The sequence below is a fragment of the Winogradskyella sp. genome (assembly GCF_028282165.1).
Taxonomy (GTDB): Bacteria; Bacteroidota; Bacteroidia; order Flavobacteriales; family Flavobacteriaceae; genus Winogradskyella.
Genome location: NZ_JANQIM010000023.1, coordinates 1 through 19342, shown reverse-complemented (window position 1 = coordinate 19342; position 19342 = coordinate 1). Strand labels below are relative to the sequence as shown.

Here is a 19342-nt window from a genome sequence, read left to right as displayed (position 1 = left end):
GTTTTTCAGTTTTTTTTCTAACGATAGAGCTTCAGAGCGACTTGGTTTTTCCGTATACCATAAAAGCTTCCAAGGCCTGTATCTTGCTGTGGATTTTTCTAACCCTTTGTTATGCCTGGCGATTCTTTTGTTGATATCATTAGTCTGGCCTTTATAAAATGTATCGAATTTTTCAGAATATATAATATAAACAAAATAGGGCATAGGTTATAAGAATGTGCGCACGAGAAGATTCGAACTTCCACGACCTAAGCGGTCACTGGCCCCTCAAGCCAGCGCGTCTACCAATTCCGCCACGTGCGCATATGAAGTCTATTGGGATGCAAACATACTGATAATTTTTATTAGAGAAATGAGATTATCACAAAAAATAAAAGGGAATTGATATTGTGATTAAAAGTGAACTTAATTTGTACTTATTACTGATTCCATTTAAAAAAAGCCACTTAAACAAATAAGTGGCTTTTGTAATTAGATTTTAGTTTTAAGATAAACTATTGTTTGATTATTTTAGATTGTTGTTTCCCGTCTTTATCATGAATAACGTAAAACCCTTTTGGAATACTCTTTAGGGCTTTTTGGTATTCTTCCTCATTATTTACAGTAGACTTAGAAAAATCATCTAGACCAATAATTATGATTGGATATTTAATAGGACCTCCACCACCGCCTGGAGCACTATTAGCTTCTACATTATTGAATAAGAACTGTACATTTATTTGATTGTTTGAGGTGTTACTATCAGAAAAATCTAGTGGCTCTACTATCACTGACAATGCATATGTAGTCCCTGCACTGACTTGAAGTTCACCATTTAAAGTGGTTGATGTACCACTTCCCTGAGTGAAAACAACCGGTCCAAAGCCATCATCAAAATCCGAAACAGGCTCTGTTTCATCACCAATACCAATAAAAACATCTCCGTTGATAAGCTCTGTGAAGTTACTACTTGTTGAAACATTTGGATAATAATTTCCGGTGTATCTATAAGCCACTATTTTAATATTATATTCTCGGTTACCTGAGCCACTTCCATCTAGTCTAATCTTTGGAGCAAAACTGTAATCCCCCGTATGTTTAATTTCGAAGTTGGCAGTGGGATAATCAAGAACAACACTAGGGTTTCCAGAACTAAAAGAATTCTTTTGGAAGATTCTGAAGTCACTAATTCGTAAATCAAAATCGTCTGGGCAACCATTATTAGATGCAGGTCCAGCTTCATTAGGGCAATCATCTTGACTGTCAAATACACCATCTCCATCAGAATCTGAATCGGGTATGGTATATGATAAGGTTACACTAGTACCTTGATACTCTACAACTAAAAAGAAAGTTTCTAAAGGATTTGTTGAAAAGCTTCTGCCATCCCAAACATGTGCAATATTCACCCACTTAGGTGCTGTGGTATAAGAACTAAAATTAAGGTTGTCATCACCCTCCCTGTTCCATCTAATTAAACCTATTAAGTTATTTGGATTTATAGACTCTGCATAAGCCCATAACTTAATCTCATTGTAGCCGTAATTTCCTGATATATCAAACTCATAATCAAAACGCTGACCATTACTACTGGTAAAAGTTTGATTTATCGCCGAAGTGACACGAAAATTTTGGACATCTGCTTGTGCAAAGCTGGATAAACTGATTAAAAATGTGATTAATGTTAATGTAATTGTTTTCATAATTTAAAAGTTTCAAATTTTATTGTTTTTAAAAATCTCTCTACTCACATAAAACTTATAACAAGTTTTTGTACTCATTCCCAATACATTTATAGGTTCAATATCTTAAAATTGAATTCAAGATCGAACTTTGTAGAGAATGATTATTAAGGGTTAAAAACGTTAAGGAGGGATGAACGCAAGTTAGGCAATAAAAGCATCTGGAGCGGCATATTTAAGATGCCAGATTGTTACGTTTTAATTAATTAATTGTTAAGCGCAAAACACAATTGTTTGAGTTTTGAGTTTCTAAACCCTATTATCAATTAATTCAAAATAAAAGATGGTTGTGGAAATATAATTTATGAAGGGTAATAAAAAGTTAACTAAGCGTTTTTAAACTTCTCAAGAATCTCCTCATTTTGCTTAATAATAGTATCTAATTTTTCGGTGATGACGTTTTGATCTGTAGGCGAAGATTTGGTTGTTTTGTAATCAGGATTGGGTTCTTTTGCAGCTTTGTTGGTATTGAGCATTTCACCTTTGCCCAGCAAGACCCACTCGGCACTGAGATCAGTATAAAGACTTAGGGTTTTTTCTAATTTGTCACTACCTATCTTACCATTGTTTCTTATTTGTGATCCAAAAGCACCATTAGAGTAACCCACTGAAGACTCGTATTGTTGTATGGTAATCCCTTTAAAATCGAGATATTCTTTAATTCTATGTACTGAGCTCATAAAAATTTATTAGAAAAAATCTTACAAATCTTTTGATATTAGAAAATATCTTAATAACTTTGCTTATCGAAGGGAAAGGTACATAAAACCTACCTAAAAACTACATATTATTTATGATAAGTCAAGAATTTAGACAGAAGTTTAAAAGAGATTTGGGAGATAATTTCCAGTATTCAAGCAAGGTTCGGCAAAAACTCGAAGCCGCCAAGATATATACCAATAGAGGAAAAGTAGCCCATATCAAAACCATTAATAACGTGTTTCAAGGTTATCAAGACAATCTAGCTATAGAACTGATGATTATGGAGCTTTATGAGGAAGAGATTGCGAAAAAGAAAAAGCTCGAAAAGCTAAGAAATAAGTATTCCACAGCCTCAGAGGATTTTTAACGGCAATACTCAATATGTAGTTATCTTAATATGAACCGCTTTGTTTATTAGCTCAACTGGCCAAATTTACTTAGAACTTGGCCTATTTAAGCCAAAACCCTGGATAGTTTTATCTGGGGTTTTGATTTTAAACAGGGTAGTGTTTACTGCAATCCCAAAAATTGTTGAAACTCAACACATGCTTCTTGCCCCATTTTTATGGCATAAAAAAACCCTGACACTACTGTCAGGGCATTATCACTACGTGACCGGGCTGGGGCTCGAACCCAGGACCCTCTCCTTAAAAGGGAGATGCTCTACCAACTGAGCTACCCGGTCATTAAGCTATCCGCTTAAACGCGGGTGCAAATATAAAATGTTTAATTAATAAAACAATACTTTTTTTGCTTAAATTTTTGTTTTTTTGTGCTTCATCCTTTTATGGATTTTTAAACAAAAACCTAAGCTAATGATTGTCACTTTAATGGGATATATGGGATCTGGAAAATCCACAATTGGTAAGGCATTGGCAAACTTATTAAACTATAAATTTCTGGACTTGGACGGTTTTATTTCAGAAAAGGAAAATGCGACAATTCCAGAACTATTCGACAAAAAAGGGGAAATTTACTTCAGAAAGAAAGAAGCCCAATATTTAAATGAAATTTTAAATATCCATGACGATATTGTCCTGGCATTAGGAGGGGGTACACCTTGCTACGGACATAACCTTCAGCTCTTATTAGATAATGAGCATGTAAGGTTGTTTTATTTAAAGCTTTCAATTCCATCTCTAACCAAGCGTTTATTTAGTGAACGCGAAAGCAGACCTTTAATTAGTCATTTACAGACCGAAGACGAGCTTCTCGAATATATAGGAAAACACCTTTTTGAGCGCACACAGTTTTACAGCCAGGCACAACATAGTATTGTTGCAGATGATAAAACGCAACAAGATATTTTAGAGGAACTATTGATGTGCCTAATCTAAATAGGCCTCGTAAGGCTGTTTAGACAAGTTAACGTGCACATGTTCAAAAAGTGATGTGGACAGGGAAATTCCTTTAAAATCGGCTTTTACAGGATATTTCTTATGGTTTCGATTAACGAGTACAGCCGTTTTAAATTGCTTTAAAGGCACATCTAAAAAGTGCTTAATACCATAAATAAGTGTACTGCCAGAATTTAAAACATCGTCAATCAGTACCAAGGATTTATTGGTATAATCTTCTTTATCTATTGATGTAGTAATGGGTTTTGTGGGCTCATTTTTATCAATTTTTACCCTGCATAATATAGATTCGATATCAGAGATTTTGTCTAATTGATTTTTAATCTTTTTGGCTAGGATATATCCATTTTCGTCAATGCCAGCAATAACAATATGGGTTTCGTTAACATTGCTCTCATAAATCTGATAAGCGATGCGTCTTATTTTATGTTCAATTTCCTTATGACTTAAAATGGTGTTTTTTGTAAGTGCCATGCTCAGCTTAGCTTATTAAAATTGGAATGTATCTCCGATTTGTCAAAGATAAAAAACAGTTCATTACCTTGTCGTTCTTTTATAGAATTTATGGCACGTTCTAGAGTTTTAATTTTAAAATATCTATTAAAAAGTATACTGTATTCGTCCATGCTGCCACCGAATGGTGGTCCTGATGCTGTTAAGGGGAAATCGAAAAACAAACCGGCCAATTTAGCATTTGGCTTTAAAAGATGACACATTTTCTGCGCATACTGTTCGCGCAAGCTTGGATTCAAGGCGCAGAAAAAAGTTTGTTCTAATATAAGATCGAATTGTCCTTCAAGCTCAAAAAAGTCATGATGTAACAGTTGACTCGCAGGAAACGAAGGTACGCGCTTTTTAAAATGGTCTAATGGCGGTTTGGCAATATCGAGGACATAAGTGTTTTTAAAACCAGCGTTCCAAAGGTATTCTGCTTCATAGCTGTTGCCAGCGCCTGGTATAAGAATTTTTAGCGAAGTATCTTTAAGCTGGTCAATATACGTTTTGAGTGGTGTAGAGGGATATCCAATATCCCAACCTATTTCATTGGCTTGGTACCGTTGTTCCCAATAGGTTTTGTTTAGGTCATTCTTCTTCATAAAAGCTATCAATATCGCGTCTATCTTTTTTTGTAGGTCTTCCCGTTCCTTTCTTTCTGTAATAATCTTTACTGTATTTTAAGAGTTCCTTAGCAGCAAAGGCTTCTTTGGCCGTTGTATCGGTTCTGTATATATCCACGAGTTTTGCACCCACACGATTAGGAGGTAAATCGTTAACCGTTAATTGGTAACTAATCTGGTCTTTTCTGAGTTCAATTTTGTCCGTTGGATAAACTTCTCGCGAGGGTTTTGCAATGCCATTGTTAAGTTTTACTTGTCCTTTTTTACAAGCCTGCGTAGCCATATTACGGGTTTTGTAATAGCGTACACACCAAAGATATTTGTCTATTCGCATATGGTTTTGACTAAAATCTACGTTAACCTTTTGGTATAAAAATATTAATTTAATGTATCTTGCGCCATAAATTGAAGCAATAATGAACGTTGTGTGTGATTTGTGGTTAATGACGCACAAATAAAAACTAAATCATGAAATTAAAATCCTTTATCTTAATTCTCTTTTCAATAGTATTTGTAGTAGTATTTATTTCCTGTGGTGAAGATGATGATGTTACTGTACCTCAAATAGTAGAAAGGGATAGAACAGAGCAGCAAGTGTCTGATGATTCTACATTGGTGGATTTTTTATCGACCCATTATTATAACTCTAGTTTTTTTGAAAGTGGTGAAAACCATAGATCACGAGATATTGAAATTACTGAGCTAATGGAAGGCGAGAGCGTGCCAGATGGCCATACTTTATTAATAGAAGCTGATGCTCTCGAAACCGTAGAGGTAGAATTTTTGGATGTCGATTACAAATATTATGTTTTGAGGCTTAATCAAGGTGGAGGAGAAGCTCCTAATTTTACAGACCTCGTCAGCATTGTATATGAAGGAACAAATGTTGTAGAAGGTGATGTGTTTGATTCGGTAGCTACACCTACATTTTTAAACCTACAGACAGATGGTTTTAATCCTGGTTCTATAAGGGCTTGGCAATATATTATACCATCTTTTAATACTGCAGAGAGCTTTACTAATGGCAGTGATGGTATCACCAATTATGATAATTTTGGGCTTGGCGTAATGTTTGTACCATCCGGACTGGCTTATTTTTCTGGTACACAAACCGGAAGTAGCTATGCTAATCTATATTTTAAATTTGAATTGGTGAGATACCAAGAAAGGGATCATGATAGTGATGGTGTTCCTTCTTATTTAGAAAACTTAGATGCTAATGACCCAGAGGGAAATGATTTTGATGTTTTTGACGATGACACTGATGAAGATGATATTCCTAATTTTATTGATTCAGATGATGATGGCGATGGAGTACCAACGATTAACGAGGATTTAGATGGTGATGGCGATCCTACTAATGATGATGACGATAACGACGGTATACCGAATTATCTAGATGAAGATTCAACCGAGTCTAATGAAGAAGACGAAAGCGACTCGTAGAATACAATAAGATAAGTAAGATATCAAAAAAACCGCTGTTAAGCGGTTTTTTTATGATAAACCATTGGGTTTATATTTATAAAGCGATAGATAAACTCAAAATTAATTGATCTGGTCTGGTATCAATTCTACTTGCAACACCAGCACCTATGTTGTTGTTTATAAATGTGGCTTCATTGTCACTAAAACCTCTTTCGTATCTTAGGTCTATTCCAATTTTATTAAGGTTTAGCCCAATTCCAAAATTTAATCCAACTGAGAATTCGTCTTCAACATTATCAATGTTTATACCATCAAATTCAGTGTCGAGTATATATTGTAAGGAAGGGCCGCCAAAAACACTTACAGGCCCTAAAACCTTTAAACCTATTAAAAGCGGAGCATCAATTTTCTTAATGTTAAAATCATCACTATTGTATTCGCTTCTTGTGGCTGTATAAACCAATTCTGGTCTAAAGTACAACTGGTCACCGATTTTACCGAAGACACCTATATGGTAACCAATATTACGATCTGGATTTCTGGCATTATCACCAATGGATTCAAAATAATCGCCGTTGGCGCTGTAATTTAACCCACCTTTGATACCAAAGGAATTACCTTTTTGGGCATTTGCGGTTAGTCCAATAAAAGCAAAAGCTACAGCTAGGAATGCTGCTTTTTTCAAATTTTTCATAATGTTCGTTTTTAAGATTAGATATCTAATATCAAAAACGTTGCCAAAATGAAGTTATTTTCTTTTCAGTACAGTTTTTGCGGCTTTCTGTATAGCAGAACTATTAAGACCATACTTTGCCATAAGCTGAACTGGAGTGCCAGATTCACCGAAGGTGTCGTTGGTAGCAACAAACTCTTGTGGTGTTGGTTTATGAAGCGCCAAGACTCTTGCAACACTCTCGCCTAGACCACCTAAAAAGTTATGTTCCTCTGCTGTAACGATACAGCCAGTTTTCGAAACGGAATCTAAAATAGCCTTATCGTCTAGAGGTTTTATGGTGTGTATGTTAATAACTTCTGCACTAATACCTTCTTCGTGCAACGCTTTAGCAGCTTCTAAAGCTTCCCATACCAAATGACCAGTAGCTACAATAGTAACATCATTTCCTTCTTGCAGATGAACTGCTTTGCCAATTTCAAAAGTTTGATCTTCTAGTGTAAAATTGGGAACCTTTGGACGCCCAAATCTTAAATAAACCGGCCCATGATGCTTAGCTATGGCCAACGTTGCTGCTTTGGTTTGATTAAAATCACAAGTGTTTATCACAGTCATACCTGGCAACATTTTCATCAATCCTATATCTTCAAGAATTTGATGTGTAGCCCCGTCTTCACCAAGAGTTACACCAGCATGAGAAGCACAAATTTTTACATTTTTATGGGAATAGGCCACACTTTGACGAATTTGATCATAGACCCTTCCAGTTGAGAAATTTGCAAAGGTACCGGTAAATGGAATCTTACCTCCAATCGTCATTCCAGCAGCGATACCAATCATATTGGCTTCAGCAATACCCACCTGAAAAAAACGATCTGGGTAATTGGCTTCAAATTCGTCCATTTTAAGAGAGCCAGTTAGGTCGGCACAAAGGGCAACCACATTTTCATTGGTCTTTCCTAATTCCGTTAAGCCAGCCCCAAAACCTGAGCGTGTATCTTTATTTCCTGTATTTGTATATGTTTTCATAGGCCTTCCCAACCCTTCCAAAGGAAGAGCTTTTTAGAGTTTTTTAATTATAGTTTTATTGTCATATTTAGTATCTTCCTTACGCTTCCGCTAGCCGACTTCGTCTTAGTAGCTAAAGCTACGATGGCCGAGCAGCTGTGGCGGCAAGCCAATAGGAAATTAGAAGGGACTTTTTAATAATCACCTAGGGTCTCAGCGTTTTGTGCCAATCCAATAGCTAGCTGCTCATCATTAGGAGCCTTACCGTGCCAAGCATGTGTATGCATCATAAAATCTACGCCATTCCCCATCACCGTTTTTAGAAGTACACAGACAGGTTTACCATTTCCAGTTAGTGCTTTGGCTTCGGCCATACCTTTTAGGATGGCTTCAATATTATTGCCCTCTTCGATTTCAACAACGGTCCAGCCAAAAGCTTCAAACTTTGATCTTAAATTACCCATTGGCAGTACGCTGTCCGTAGAGCCATCAATTTGTTGACCATTTAAATCTACAGTGGCTATAAGATTATCTACTTTATTGCCTGCAGCATACATTATGGCTTCCCAGTTCTGGCCTTCCTGTAATTCACCATCACCATGCAAACTATAAACCAGGTGCTTGTCGTTATTCAATTTTTTTGTTTGAGCCGCACCAATAGCTACTGACATACCCTGACCGAGAGAACCAGAAGCAATACGAACACCAGGTAAACCTTCGTGTGTAGTGGGGTGACCTTGTAAACGAGAATCTATCAATCTAAATGTATTTAGTTCATCTATTGGAAAATAGCCAGAACGCGCTAAAACACTATAATATACCGGCGAAATATGACCATTAGATAGGAAAAATATATCCTCACCAACACCATCCATGTCAAAGCCATCTTTGGTTTCCATTATCTCGTTGAAAAGTGAAACGAAGAATTCTGAACAACCTAGAGAACCACCAGGATGGCCTGAATTTACTTTGTGTACCATTCTTAGGATATCCCTGCGAACTTGAATTGTTAAATCTTCTAATTGTTGAATGTTTGGCATGTTGATTTACTTAAAATAATGGCACAAAAATAGCTTTTTAAGTTCCTCTTGCAAAAGTGTATAGTATTCATTTATCAACGATTCTTGGGATTTGCTAACAATTTTAAATTTAATTAAGATACGAATGTTTTAGAGTTATTTATATTTGCCACCAGACTTACTTTTATGAGATTTAAACATTTAGCAAAAGATAAAGAAACCAAAGCTAGAGCTGGAGCTATAACTACAGATCATGGAGTCATTGAGACTCCAATTTTTATGCCTGTTGGAACTGTTGCTTCAGTAAAGGGTGTTCATCAACGTGAGCTAAAGAACGACATTAATCCAGATATCATTCTTGGTAATACATACCATTTGTTCTTAAGACCTCAAACACCAATATTAGAGCAAGCAGGTGGATTGCATAAGTTTATGAATTGGGATCGCAATATTTTAACAGATTCAGGGGGCTATCAGGTATATTCTTTGTCTGCCAACAGAAAAATTAAGGAAGAAGGCGTAAAGTTTAGATCTCATATAGATGGCAGTTACCATGTGTTCACCCCAGAAAATGTAATGGAAGTGCAGCGTAGTATAGGCGCCGATATCATTATGGCTTTTGATGAGTGTACACCTTATCCATGTGATTATAATTATGCCAAGCGATCTATGCATATGACGCATCGTTGGTTAGAGCGTTGTTTAGAACATTTAAAAAAGACCCCTTTTAAATATGATTATGAACAAACGTTTTTTCCAATAGTACAGGGAAGTACCTATAAGGATTTAAGGGTTCAATCGGCCGAATATATAGCAAATGCAGGAGCTGAAGGGAATGCCATTGGAGGGTTGTCGGTAGGAGAACCCGCCGAAGAAATGTATGCCATGACAGAAGTGGTATGTGATATCTTGCCCGAAGATAAACCACGATACCTTATGGGCGTTGGTACGCCAATCAATATATTGGAAAATATTGCGTTAGGTGTAGATATGTTTGATTGTGTAATGCCAACACGTAATGCAAGAAATGGTATGTTGTTTACGGCTTATGGAACGATTAACATCAAGAACAAGAAATGGGCTCATGATTTTTCGCCAATAGATGAGATGGGCATTACTTTTGTAGATACGGATTATTCCAAAGCTTATTTGAAGCATTTATTTACCGTTAATGAAATGTTGGGAAAACAAATAGCAACAATACATAATCTAGGGTTCTATTTATGGTTGGTCCGAGAAGCGAGAAAACATATATTAAACGGCGACTTTAAGGTTTGGAAGGAAAAAATGGTAAAGCAAATGGATAACAGGTTATAAAACATGAAAATTTTAGATTGGTACATATTAAAGCGTTATCTGCTTACTTTTTTAATAATGCTCTTGCTATTTATTCCAATAGGAATAATGGTAGATTTGGCAGAAAAAGTTGGCGCTATAATAGAAAACAAAGCGCCTTTTGATGAGACTGCGGTTTATTATTTAAACTTTACAGTATACTTCGCCAACATTTTATTTGCCCTGTTTTTATTCCTTTCGGTAATTTGGTTTACATCTAAGCTTGCAAATAATACAGAAATAGTCGCCTTTTTAAGTTCTGGAGTATCATTCTCAAGGTTTTTAAGACCATATCTTATAGGGTCAACCATAGTGGCAGGCTTTGCTTTGTTGTTAGGGATGTACTTTGCCCCCATGGCAAGTAAAGGCTTTAACGAGTTTAAATTTAAATACCTCAAAAAGAACAAGAAAATTCAAAAAACCACAGATGTTTATCAACAAATAAATGATAATGATTATATCTATGTGAGAAGTTTTGTGCCAACCAAAAAAACCGGTAGGGACTTTACCTATGAACATTTTGAAGGAAATGAACTCAGATATAAAATTTTTGCTGATAACATTAGGTATGTTGAAGAAGATAGTAGCTATAGACTTACGACGTACTTAAAAAGAACATTTCATGAAAATGGTCTTGAAACTGTTGAAAAGGAAAGACGGAAAAAAATGAAATTTCCTTTTGAGTTAGAGGATTTAACACCAGTTGACTATGCGGCAGAAACAAAATCCTATGGAGAACTTCTCGAGTTTATTGAAGATGAGAAAAGGAAAGGCTCTTCAAATATTGGCATGTATGAAGTAGTTAAGCTAAAGAAGTGGAGCTTGCCAGTTTCAATATATATTTTGACAATAATTGCGGTAGCCGTTTCTTCCATAAAGCGTAGAGGTGGTATGGGAATAAATTTAGCATTTGGTATAATCATAGCTATGATTTACGTGTTTTTCGACAAGATTTTTGGTGTCTTGGCAAGGCAGGCTAATTTTTCACCTATGGTCGCCGTATGGCTCCCTAACGTATTATTTGGTATTTTAGCGGTATACCTTCTGCAGAATGCCAAACGCTAGACTAAAGGATTATATTCATTTACACTTTCTGGTTTTTATTGCTGGCTTTACAGCAATTTTAGGAAAAAAAATTACAATAGGTGCTAGTGAAATTGTATGGTATAGAATGGCTATAGCGGCTATTCTTATGTTTCTATATATCAAAATCATTAGGCTTAACATTAAAGTTCCAAAGAAAGTAATTTTACAATTTTCGGCGGCAGGTATTATTATAGCACTACATTGGATCACCTTTTTTGAATCCATTAAGCAATCTAATGTGTCCATTGCTTTGGCCATGTTTTCATCAGGAGCATTCTTCGCCTCTTTTATAGAACCTATTTTTTTTAAACGGCGAATACTCGTTTATGAGATTTTATTTGGGCTCATTATCATTGGAGGTGTGTTTTTAATTACAAGAAGTGAACTCAACTATTTAAATGGTATTATATTAGGACTTTTATCAGCCCTATTCTCAACACTATTTGCAGTAGTAAATGGTAGATTCATTGAGAGGCATAACGCTACAGTCATTTCATTTTACGAATTTATTAGTGGGGTTTTGTTTTTAAGTGTATTCATATTCCTTTCTGGAATCGAGTTTAATACCGAGTTTTTTACGCTTTCAAAGATGGACTGGATCTATATTTTTATATTGGCTTCAGTATGTACCGCATATGCATTTATCGGAGCCGTTGAAGTAATGCGTTATATTAGTCCATATACAGTAATTCTTAGCTATAATTTAGAGCCTATTTACGGCATTATCTTGGCCTTAATGATTTTTCCCGATACCGAAAAAATGTCTTCACAGTTTTATATCGGTGCAGGTTTAATCATCTTAACCGTAGTCATGGATGCCATATTAAAAAACAAAAAGAGACGAAAACGTAAAAGAACAAGTATTACCGATTAAAGTTTTATATTTACTTTATAAGATTTGATTTTCTAAATTAAGAACAAAGTGAATCTACTTTATAAACGTTTTTTTATAAAAAGTAAATAAGAATACGTAGGTTTGTACACTTAACTAACTAAAAAAACGATTTCAAATTGTATGGAATATTTAGAGTTTGAATTACCCATAAAAGAGCTCGAAGAACAGCTCGAAAAGTGTCAGATTATAGGTCAGGAAAGCGATGTTGACGTTACGGAAACATGCAAGCAAATTGAAAAAAAATTAGCAGAAACCAAAAAGAACATCTATAAAAATCTAACCGCTTGGCAACGTGTTCAATTGTCTCGCCATCCCAACAGACCTTACACTTTAGATCATATACAAGCCCTTTGTGGTGATTCCTTTTTAGAATTACATGGTGATAGAAATGTAAAAGACGATAAGGCCATGATTGGTGGTTTAGGAAAGATTGGAGATCAAACCTACATGTTTATTGGTCAGCAGAAAGGCTACAATACTAAGACAAGACAATACCGTAATTTTGGGATGTCTAATCCAGAAGGCTATCGTAAAGCTCTGCGTTTGATGAAGTCTGCTGAGAAGTTTGGAATTCCTGTAGTGACTTTAATCGATACTCCAGGTGCTTATCCTGGATTAGAAGCTGAAGAACGTGGTCAAGGCGAGGCCATTGCCAGAAACATTTTAGAGATGACCCGCTTAAAAGTTCCTATCATCACTGTAATCATTGGAGAAGGTGCTTCAGGAGGAGCACTAGGAATCGGCGTCGGCGACAAGGTCTTAATGTTAGAAAATACTTGGTATTCAGTAATATCTCCAGAATCGTGTTCTTCAATCTTATGGAGAAGTTGGGAGTACAAAGAGCAAGCAGCAGAAGCGTTAAAGTTGACTGCTAAGGATATGAAGCGCATGAAACTTGTAGACCAAATTGTAAAAGAACCTCTTGGAGGTGCACATACCGATAGGGAAAAAACATTTTTGGCTGTAAAGGATGCTATTGTAAAGTCTTACGAAGAACTCAAAAACTTATCACCAACAGAATTGGTAAACCAGCGTATGGAAAAATACGCTCAAATGGGAGTCTTTAAAGACTAAATCCACTAGATATAAGCGAACTGAAAAAACCGAAGTTTTTGCTTCGGTTTTTTTTATCGCTATTAACAATATATTTAAGTTATTAACAGTTAGATTGTTAAAGACCTGTTGAGATTGAAAGCCACTATTTTGCAGTTCGTCGATAGTATTTAGTTACTTTTGTTACTTATGAAACAACCCAATCCAGTACAAGGCTATAAAGTAGATAAAAGCACGCTCATTAGTTTAGAGAAAGGAAAAATACCACCTCAAGCAATTGATTTAGAGGAAGTTGTGCTTGGTGCTATGATGATTGACAAAAGGGGAGTTGATGAAGTTATTGATATTTTAAGTCCTGATGCATTTTACCTAGAAAAGCATAAATACATCTTTGAAGCTATTTTCAAATTATTTGAAAACAGTGAACCAGTCGACTTATTAACGGTTTCCAGTCAATTAAAGAAAGACGAAAAGTTAGACCAAATTGGAGGTGATTTTTACCTAATTTCTTTAACCCAACGCGTATCCTCTTCTGCCCATATTGAGTTCCATGCACGTATCATTCTTCAGAAGTATATTCAGCGCAGCTTAATAAAGATTTCCAACGAAATTATAGAAGAAGCCTATGATGAAACCAAGGATGTTTTTGATCTTTTGGATAACGCAGAAGCCAAACTATACGAAGTTACCCAAGGCAATGTAAAGAAATCTACGGAAACAGCACAAAGTTTGGTAATCCAAGCAAAGAAGAAGATCGAAGAAATCTCTAATAAAGAAGGTTTAAGTGGTATCCCTTCAGGATTTGATAAACTCGATAAATTAACCTCAGGGTGGCAACCTTCAGATTTGGTTATTGTAGCGGCGCGTCCTGGTATGGGTAAGACAGCACTAACACTCACTATGGCAAGAAATATTGCCGTGAATAGTAATATTCCGGTGGCCTTCTTTTCATTAGAAATGTCCTCAGTACAATTGATAACCCGTTTAATATCTAGTGAAACAGGACTATCATCAGAAAAGTTGAGAACTGGGAGATTGGAGAAACACGAGTGGGAGCAACTTAATGTTAAGGTAAAGACCCTAGAAAAAGCACCACTATTTATCGATGATACGCCGTCACTTTCCATCTTCGATTTAAGAGCAAAAGCACGACGTTTAGCATCGCAATATGGCATTAAGCTTATTGTGATAGATTATTTACAGTTGATGACTGCTGGTGGAAGCCAAAAAGGAGGTAATAGAGAACAGGAGATATCAACCATTTCGCGTAACCTAAAAGCTTTAGCTAAAGAACTTGACGTACCTGTTATCGCACTCTCTCAGTTGTCGCGTGCCGTTGAAACCCGTGGCGGAAGTAAACGCCCATTATTATCCGATTTGCGTGAATCTGGTGCCATAGAGCAAGATGCAGATATTGTATCCTTTATCTACAGACCAGAATATTACAAGATTGATGAATGGGACGATGAAGAACGTTCACCGACCGAAGGCCAGGCCGAGTTTATTGTAGCCAAGCATAGAAATGGTGGATTGGATAATATAAGGTTGAAGTTTATCGGACACCTTGGTAAATTCGATAATTTAGACGATTTTGATACACCCTTTGGGGAATTCCATTCTAAGATGAATGCAGCGGCTAACGATGATACCTTTAAACCAGATAGTTTCCCAGATCCTTCAGATGCTTTTGGTGCGCCAGAGGATGATGGCGTGCCGTTTTAACAGCAATTTATAGTTTACTAACTTCTTTTTTAACGTATCTTTACAGTTCGCTATTTTAAAGAAAATTGCCTCATGTTAGACCAAAGACGCACAACCAATATCTTGTTGCTGATCATTGTTATTCCTTTAGTGTTTTATTTACTAAAGATTTTGTCTTTCATATTTATACCATTGATATTTTCGATGTTTATTGCTCTATTGTTCCTACCCTTAATGCGATTTTTAGGGCGTAGAAATGTGCCAAAATATATAAGTATAATCATAGTCTTATTGCTTGTAGCTGGTGGTCTTAAACTGGGTATAGAATTAATTCAGTTATCGAGTAAAGAAATATTGGCAACAAAATCAGACTTTTTTCCAAAGGCCGAAGCAAAACTGGCGGATTTACGGCTTTATTTATCAGATAGTTTTGGTATTGAAATTGAGCAAGATAAAAATTTTCTTACTCAATTTTTTGAAAAGGAAAATTTAGGAACCACTATAGATGTTCTTCGAAAGTTCATAACCATGTTACTGATGACTGCATTTTTTGTGGTATTGTGGCTGGCTGAATCCATCAATGTACACAAGCTATTAAATAATACCCTATTAAAGCAAAAACATACCTCTATTAAGGCCTTTATGAAAATAGAAAAAGACCTGATAAAATTTATAAAAGTAAAGTTTTTAGTAAGTGCCCTAACAGGTATATTTACAGGACTCATGTGCGTGTTTTTTGATGTAAGCTTTCCAATATTTTGGGGCTTATTCGCATTTGCAATTAATTTTGTGCAAATGGTAGGCTCTTTTGTTTCGGTCATATTACTTTCCATTTTCGCTTTTGTAGAACTCGAACCAACAAGTACACTCTTGTTTTTTATACTTTCCATTACTTTGGTACAAGTTGTTTTTGGGGCTATTTTAGAGCCAATATTTATGGGAAAATCGTTTTCAATAAATATCATAGCCGTTTTAGTGATGTTAATGTTTTGGGGCTTCTTATGGGGAATTCCAGGGTTAATTATGGCCATTCCAATTACGGTGTTTATAAAAATCATTTTAGAACAGTTTCCCAGTACCAAAGTCATTGCCAGTTTATTATCGGGTAGCGAGACCCAAATAGATAAACTCTAAAACATATTTTATTTTAATTACTTTTTTGCGTAGTTGATTTTTTCAGTATAGTTTGTCACTTCGAGTGTCGCGCTAAAAGCGTGATGTATCGAGAAGTACATTTTTAACAGAAATTTTCTTGCCTGCCTGTTCGGCAGACAGGTTTTCGATGCATCCTGACGTTTCCGTCAGGTCACTCCAACTGACTAAAACTTCTTACACCTTTGTTCACATTATTTAAGTATCTTACTGCTTAAAACCTTTCGTATGGTCCACGGTACGCACAATGCTTTAGAAGATCCAAGGAATAATAATATTCTAATTTCAATAAATGGTGAACTTTTTACTCGAAGTGAGGCGAAAATTTCTGTTTTTGATAGTGGTTATTTGGTTGGTGATGGTGTTTGGGAAGCATTGCGATTACACGATGGCGTTCTGGTCTTTTTAGAGGACCATCTCAATCGTTTATGGCAATCTGCTAAAACCGTGGGAATGGCCTTGCCATTTTCTAAAGAAGAGCTTACAACCAAAGTTTGGGATACCTTAAATGCCAATAAGATGCAAGATGGCGTACATGTACGGATTATGGTCACCAGAGGCATAAAAAAAACGCCATCCCAAGATCCCAGACTTACTATTTCAGGACCGAATGTAGTCATTATTCCAGAATATAAAACGGCTTCAAAAGCATCTAAGGAGAGAGGGATTACCTTGTTTACCAGTACCATAAGAAGAGGATCGCCAGATTATTTAGATCCAAGACTAAATTGCCACAGTAAACTCCACGAAGTGCAAGCCTTAATTCAGGCTATAGAAGCAGGGGCAGATGAAGCTTTAATGTTAGATGTAAATGGTTTTGTAGCCACCTGCAATGCCACGAATTTTTTTATGGTGAAGAACAATGAGGTGTGGACATCAACCAGTAAATATTGTATGAATGGTATTACGAGAGCGAAAGTCATTGAGGTCTGTAAGGCTAATACTATTGTATGTATTGAAAAAGATTTTTCATTGTTTGATGTCTACGGTGCAGACGAAGCATTTGTGACAGGAACTTTTGGTGGGTTAACACCAGTAACAAAAATTGATGGGCGCACAATAGGAAATGGAAGTTATGGTAACATGACCAAAAAACTAAGCCAACTTTACGAATCATTAATTGAAGAAACAGTAAATTATGGCTAATATAAAGCGAATTTGCTTGTGGTCTGGCCCACGGAATATTTCTACGGCGTTAATGTATTCTTTTGCCCAACGCGAAGATACCAAGGTTTTTGACGAACCCCTTTACGCCTACTATTTAAAACACCATCCCGAAGCACATAGCTATCATCCTGGTGCAAATGATATTTTAAAGGCTATGGAGAATGATGGTTGTAAAGTGGTGGAGATGATGTTATCTAATGATAGCAAACCTGTGCTTTTCTTCAAACACATGACGCATCATTTATTGGGTTTGAATCGCGATTTTATGAAAGAAACCGTAAATATTATTCTTACGAGAGATCCAGAGGATATGTTACCTTCTTTTGATAAAGTCATCCATAACCCAACACCAAGCGATGTTGGTTATGCCCTACATATCGAATTAATCGATCACTTTAAAAAACATAATATACCCTTTACAGTTTTAGATGCAAAAAAAGTATTGGATGATCCAAAACATAACCTAACTAAGTTGTGTAATTTCATAGAAATACCATTCGATGGGAAGATGCTATCTTGGACACCGCAACAACGTGAGGAAGACGGCATCTGGGCTAAGTATTGGTATGCTAGTGTACACAAGTCTAGTGGGTTTTTAAAGTATAAACCAAAAGAAAATCCTTTTCCTGAGCACCTTGATGAGCTTCTAAAAAAGTGCCAACCACATTACGATAAATTGCTAAAGTATGCCTTATAGCTCTTAAAAGAATTATAATTTATGTCTAACCAGGCTAAAAATTGAGTATATTTCGTAATAAATCTATATGAACTTGAAGAGAATTGCCCTTATCATATTTGTTGCATTCTTGAGTGTGAATGCATATGCTTCTTACATTCTCATTCCAATGGATGCCGAATCTCAAGAAAATCATTTAAAGGCATATGGAGTAACATACTGGACTTTAGAGCGTGAGTTAAAAGTAAAATGGCTGCTTAATTACAGAGGTGGCTCATTTTTGTTACCAGATGCAGAGATCATCCAGCGTGAATGTCAGATAAGAGGCGTATCTTTTGAAGTTATTTCAGATGCTAAGGCTGCCCAAATTCTCGAAGATATCAGCAGTCCTGCCGTCAATCAAGAAGCTGTTGTTTTAGAAAAAGCCCCTAAGATAGCGGTATATACACCTTATGGAAAACAACCTTGGGACGATGCGGTGACCATGGTGCTAACCTATGCCGAAATTCCTTACGAAACGGTATATGATGAAGAAGTGTTAAAAGACGAATTGCTCTTATACGACTGGTTACATTTACATCATGAAGATTTTACAGGTCAGTATGGTAAGTTTTACAGAAGCTATCGTTCTGCAGCTTGGTATATAGAAGAAAAAAGAGCGGCAGAAGAATTAGCAAAAAGATTGGGCTACAGCAAAGTTTCTGATGCTAAATTAGATGTGGCTCTGAAAATTAGGGATTATGTTGTAGGTGGAGGCTTTATGTTTGCCATGTGCTCGGCAACAGATAGTTTTGACATTGCCCTTTCTGCAGAAGGTGTTGATATTTGCGAACCCATGTTTGATGGTGATGGTAGCGATCCGGGGTATCAGAACAAAATTGATTATTCCAAAACATTTGCCTTTAAGAATTATATATTAGAGAGAAATCCGAATATCTATGAGTTTTCTTCCATAGATATGACACAGAAACGCCAAATTCCATTTAAAACAGATTATTTTTCGCTTATGGAATATTCAGCAAAATGGGATCCAATACCAACCATGTTAACTCAAAACCATACTTCTTTGGTTAAAGGTTTCATGGGGCAGACAACATCGTTTACTCGAGACCAGATAAAGTCTAATGTTCTGGTTATGGGTGAGAATAGAAGCAATGGCGAAGCCAAGTATATTCATGGTATTAAGGGTAAAGGTTTTTTCACCTATTATGGTGGCCATGATCCTGAAGACTATACGCACAGGGTTGGAG

General features: G+C 36.1%; 21 protein-coding genes and 2 tRNA genes. 12 read left to right on the top strand and 11 right to left on the bottom strand.

Features of this window, described 5'->3' with window-relative positions; all coding sequences use genetic code 11:
* The 4 genes from Q0972_RS09140 to Q0972_RS09125 form a co-directional block, all read right to left on the bottom strand.
* A partial coding sequence (locus Q0972_RS09140) for a GIY-YIG nuclease family protein (RefSeq protein WP_299365084.1) occupies positions 1 to 204 on the bottom strand: 204 nt, incomplete at its 3' end.
* Between the two features lie 14 nt (positions 205 to 218).
* Positions 219 to 303: transfer RNA gene (locus Q0972_RS09135), tRNA-Leu, on the bottom strand.
* A 191-nt stretch (positions 304 to 494) separates the two neighbouring features.
* Positions 495 to 1682: a hypothetical protein gene (locus tag Q0972_RS09130; RefSeq protein ID WP_299365082.1), complete on the bottom strand. Its 1188-nt coding sequence runs from the start codon at positions 1680 to 1682 to the stop codon at positions 495 to 497.
* A 365-nt stretch (positions 1683 to 2047) separates the two neighbouring features.
* A complete protein-coding gene (locus Q0972_RS09125) occupies positions 2048 to 2401 on the bottom strand; it encodes a hypothetical protein (protein ID WP_299365080.1) in 354 nt (117 codons plus the stop codon).
* Between the two features lie 113 nt (positions 2402 to 2514).
* Between Q0972_RS09125 and Q0972_RS09120 the strand changes: the two genes are divergently transcribed.
* Positions 2515 to 2790 (top strand): hypothetical protein, encoded by a 276-nt coding sequence (locus tag Q0972_RS09120; protein ID WP_299365078.1) that lies wholly within the window; start codon positions 2515 to 2517, stop codon positions 2788 to 2790.
* A gap of 245 nt (positions 2791 to 3035) precedes the next feature.
* Here Q0972_RS09120 and Q0972_RS09115 read toward each other — a convergent pair.
* A tRNA-Lys gene (locus Q0972_RS09115) sits at positions 3036 to 3108 on the bottom strand.
* A gap of 130 nt (positions 3109 to 3238) precedes the next feature.
* Here Q0972_RS09115 and Q0972_RS09110 point away from each other — a divergent pair.
* Positions 3239 to 3760, top strand: a complete 522-nt coding sequence (locus tag Q0972_RS09110; RefSeq protein ID WP_299365076.1) for a shikimate kinase — start codon at positions 3239 to 3241, stop codon at positions 3758 to 3760.
* Here Q0972_RS09110 and Q0972_RS09105 read toward each other — a convergent pair.
* From Q0972_RS09105 to Q0972_RS09095, 3 genes are read right to left on the bottom strand one after another with little or no spacing between them, the layout of a single operon-like run.
* Positions 3752 to 4255 carry a phosphoribosyltransferase family protein gene (locus tag Q0972_RS09105; RefSeq protein WP_299365074.1) on the bottom strand — a complete coding sequence of 168 codons (504 nt, stop codon included), beginning with the start codon at positions 4253 to 4255 and terminating at the stop codon, positions 3752 to 3754. The two genes, Q0972_RS09110 and Q0972_RS09105, sit on opposite strands and share 9 nt — an antisense overlap.
* A 2-nt stretch (positions 4256 to 4257) precedes the next feature.
* The gene (locus Q0972_RS09100; protein WP_299365072.1) at positions 4258 to 4878 is read right to left on the bottom strand and encodes a methyltransferase domain-containing protein; all 621 of its coding nucleotides are present in this window, start codon (positions 4876 to 4878) and stop codon (positions 4258 to 4260) included.
* Entirely contained in the window at positions 4865 to 5233 is a 369-nt protein-coding gene (locus tag Q0972_RS09095) for a S4 domain-containing protein (RefSeq protein WP_299365070.1), read from the bottom strand. Before Q0972_RS09095 ends, Q0972_RS09100 begins: the two co-directional genes overlap by 14 nt.
* Positions 5234 to 5367: 134 nt before the next feature.
* On the opposite strand from Q0972_RS09095, the gene Q0972_RS09090 reads away from it, so the two are divergent.
* A complete protein-coding gene (locus Q0972_RS09090) occupies positions 5368 to 6345 on the top strand; it encodes a hypothetical protein (protein WP_299365068.1) in 978 nt (325 codons plus the stop codon).
* Between the two features lie 76 nt (positions 6346 to 6421).
* On the opposite strand, the gene Q0972_RS09085 is transcribed toward Q0972_RS09090, so the two are convergent.
* From Q0972_RS09085 to Q0972_RS09075, 3 genes are all read right to left on the bottom strand, one after another.
* Positions 6422 to 7021, bottom strand: a complete 600-nt coding sequence (locus Q0972_RS09085) for an outer membrane beta-barrel protein (RefSeq protein WP_299365066.1) — start codon at positions 7019 to 7021, stop codon at positions 6422 to 6424.
* 54 nt (positions 7022 to 7075) lie between these two features.
* Positions 7076 to 8029, bottom strand: coding sequence for a transketolase C-terminal domain-containing protein (locus Q0972_RS09080; RefSeq protein WP_299365064.1), 954 nt, complete (start codon positions 8027 to 8029; stop codon positions 7076 to 7078).
* 173 nt (positions 8030 to 8202) lie between these two features.
* Positions 8203 to 9048 (bottom strand): transketolase, encoded by an 846-nt coding sequence (locus Q0972_RS09075; protein WP_299365052.1) that lies wholly within the window; start codon positions 9046 to 9048, stop codon positions 8203 to 8205.
* A gap of 165 nt (positions 9049 to 9213) precedes the next feature.
* On the opposite strand from Q0972_RS09075, the gene tgt reads away from it, so the two are divergent.
* The 9 genes from tgt to Q0972_RS09030 all read left to right on the top strand — a co-directional run.
* Positions 9214 to 10344: a tRNA guanosine(34) transglycosylase Tgt gene (gene tgt, locus Q0972_RS09070; RefSeq protein ID WP_299365050.1), complete on the top strand. Its 1131-nt coding sequence runs from the start codon at positions 9214 to 9216 to the stop codon at positions 10342 to 10344.
* A gap of 3 nt (positions 10345 to 10347) precedes the next feature.
* Entirely contained in the window at positions 10348 to 11427 is a 1080-nt protein-coding gene (locus Q0972_RS09065) for an LptF/LptG family permease (protein WP_299365049.1), read from the top strand.
* On the top strand, positions 11414 to 12322 hold the full coding sequence (locus Q0972_RS09060; RefSeq protein WP_299365047.1) for a DMT family transporter: 909 nt from the start codon (positions 11414 to 11416) through the stop codon (positions 12320 to 12322). Before Q0972_RS09065 ends, Q0972_RS09060 begins: the two co-directional genes overlap by 14 nt.
* 141 nt (positions 12323 to 12463) lie before the next feature.
* The gene (locus Q0972_RS09055) at positions 12464 to 13417 is read left to right on the top strand and encodes an acetyl-CoA carboxylase carboxyltransferase subunit alpha (RefSeq protein WP_299365045.1); all 954 of its coding nucleotides are present in this window, start codon (positions 12464 to 12466) and stop codon (positions 13415 to 13417) included.
* Between the two features lie 168 nt (positions 13418 to 13585).
* Positions 13586 to 15118: a replicative DNA helicase gene (dnaB, locus tag Q0972_RS09050; RefSeq protein WP_299365043.1), complete on the top strand. Its 1533-nt coding sequence runs from the start codon at positions 13586 to 13588 to the stop codon at positions 15116 to 15118.
* 72 nt (positions 15119 to 15190) lie between these two features.
* Positions 15191 to 16231, top strand: coding sequence for an AI-2E family transporter (locus Q0972_RS09045; RefSeq protein ID WP_299365040.1), 1041 nt, complete (start codon positions 15191 to 15193; stop codon positions 16229 to 16231).
* A gap of 246 nt (positions 16232 to 16477) precedes the next feature.
* Positions 16478 to 17395, top strand: coding sequence for an aminotransferase class IV (locus Q0972_RS09040; protein WP_299365038.1), 918 nt, complete (start codon positions 16478 to 16480; stop codon positions 17393 to 17395).
* Positions 17388 to 18113: a sulfotransferase family protein gene (locus tag Q0972_RS09035; RefSeq protein ID WP_299365036.1), complete on the top strand. Its 726-nt coding sequence runs from the start codon at positions 17388 to 17390 to the stop codon at positions 18111 to 18113. The genes Q0972_RS09040 and Q0972_RS09035 overlap by 8 nt, the downstream gene beginning before the upstream one ends.
* A gap of 67 nt (positions 18114 to 18180) precedes the next feature.
* Positions 18181 to 19342, top strand: a 1162-nt coding sequence (locus Q0972_RS09030) for an asparagine synthetase B (protein ID WP_299365034.1), incomplete at its 3' end; no start/stop codon positions are given.

What these genes read in the sequence shown, in the direction of transcription:
- Q0972_RS09130 (WP_299365082.1), bottom strand. Translation starts at nt 1,682, where the DNA reads ATGAAAACAATTACATTAACATTAATCACATTTTTAATCAGTTTATCC.
- Q0972_RS09125 (WP_299365080.1), bottom strand. Translation starts at nt 2,401, where the DNA reads ATGAGCTCAGTACATAGAATTAAAGAATATCTCGATTTTAAAGGGATT.
- Q0972_RS09120 (WP_299365078.1), top strand. Translation starts at nt 2,515, where the DNA reads ATGATAAGTCAAGAATTTAGACAGAAGTTTAAAAGAGATTTGGGAGAT.
- Q0972_RS09110 (WP_299365076.1), top strand. Translation starts at nt 3,239, where the DNA reads ATGATTGTCACTTTAATGGGATATATGGGATCTGGAAAATCCACAATT.
- Q0972_RS09105 (WP_299365074.1), bottom strand. Translation starts at nt 4,255, where the DNA reads ATGGCACTTACAAAAAACACCATTTTAAGTCATAAGGAAATTGAACAT.
- Q0972_RS09100 (WP_299365072.1), bottom strand. Translation starts at nt 4,878, where the DNA reads ATGAAGAAGAATGACCTAAACAAAACCTATTGGGAACAACGGTACCAA.
- Q0972_RS09095 (WP_299365070.1), bottom strand. Translation starts at nt 5,233, where the DNA reads ATGCGAATAGACAAATATCTTTGGTGTGTACGCTATTACAAAACCCGT.
- Q0972_RS09090 (WP_299365068.1), top strand. Translation starts at nt 5,368, where the DNA reads ATGAAATTAAAATCCTTTATCTTAATTCTCTTTTCAATAGTATTTGTA.
- Q0972_RS09085 (WP_299365066.1), bottom strand. Translation starts at nt 7,021, where the DNA reads ATGAAAAATTTGAAAAAAGCAGCATTCCTAGCTGTAGCTTTTGCTTTT.
- Q0972_RS09080 (WP_299365064.1), bottom strand. Translation starts at nt 8,029, where the DNA reads ATGAAAACATATACAAATACAGGAAATAAAGATACACGCTCAGGTTTT.
- Q0972_RS09075 (WP_299365052.1), bottom strand. Translation starts at nt 9,048, where the DNA reads ATGCCAAACATTCAACAATTAGAAGATTTAACAATTCAAGTTCGCAGG.
- tgt (WP_299365050.1), top strand. Translation starts at nt 9,214, where the DNA reads ATGAGATTTAAACATTTAGCAAAAGATAAAGAAACCAAAGCTAGAGCT.
- Q0972_RS09065 (WP_299365049.1), top strand. Translation starts at nt 10,348, where the DNA reads ATGAAAATTTTAGATTGGTACATATTAAAGCGTTATCTGCTTACTTTT.
- Q0972_RS09060 (WP_299365047.1), top strand. Translation starts at nt 11,414, where the DNA reads ATGCCAAACGCTAGACTAAAGGATTATATTCATTTACACTTTCTGGTT.
- Q0972_RS09055 (WP_299365045.1), top strand. Translation starts at nt 12,464, where the DNA reads ATGGAATATTTAGAGTTTGAATTACCCATAAAAGAGCTCGAAGAACAG.
- dnaB (WP_299365043.1), top strand. Translation starts at nt 13,586, where the DNA reads ATGAAACAACCCAATCCAGTACAAGGCTATAAAGTAGATAAAAGCACG.
- Q0972_RS09045 (WP_299365040.1), top strand. Translation starts at nt 15,191, where the DNA reads ATGTTAGACCAAAGACGCACAACCAATATCTTGTTGCTGATCATTGTT.
- Q0972_RS09040 (WP_299365038.1), top strand. Translation starts at nt 16,478, where the DNA reads ATGGTCCACGGTACGCACAATGCTTTAGAAGATCCAAGGAATAATAAT.
- Q0972_RS09035 (WP_299365036.1), top strand. Translation starts at nt 17,388, where the DNA reads ATGGCTAATATAAAGCGAATTTGCTTGTGGTCTGGCCCACGGAATATT.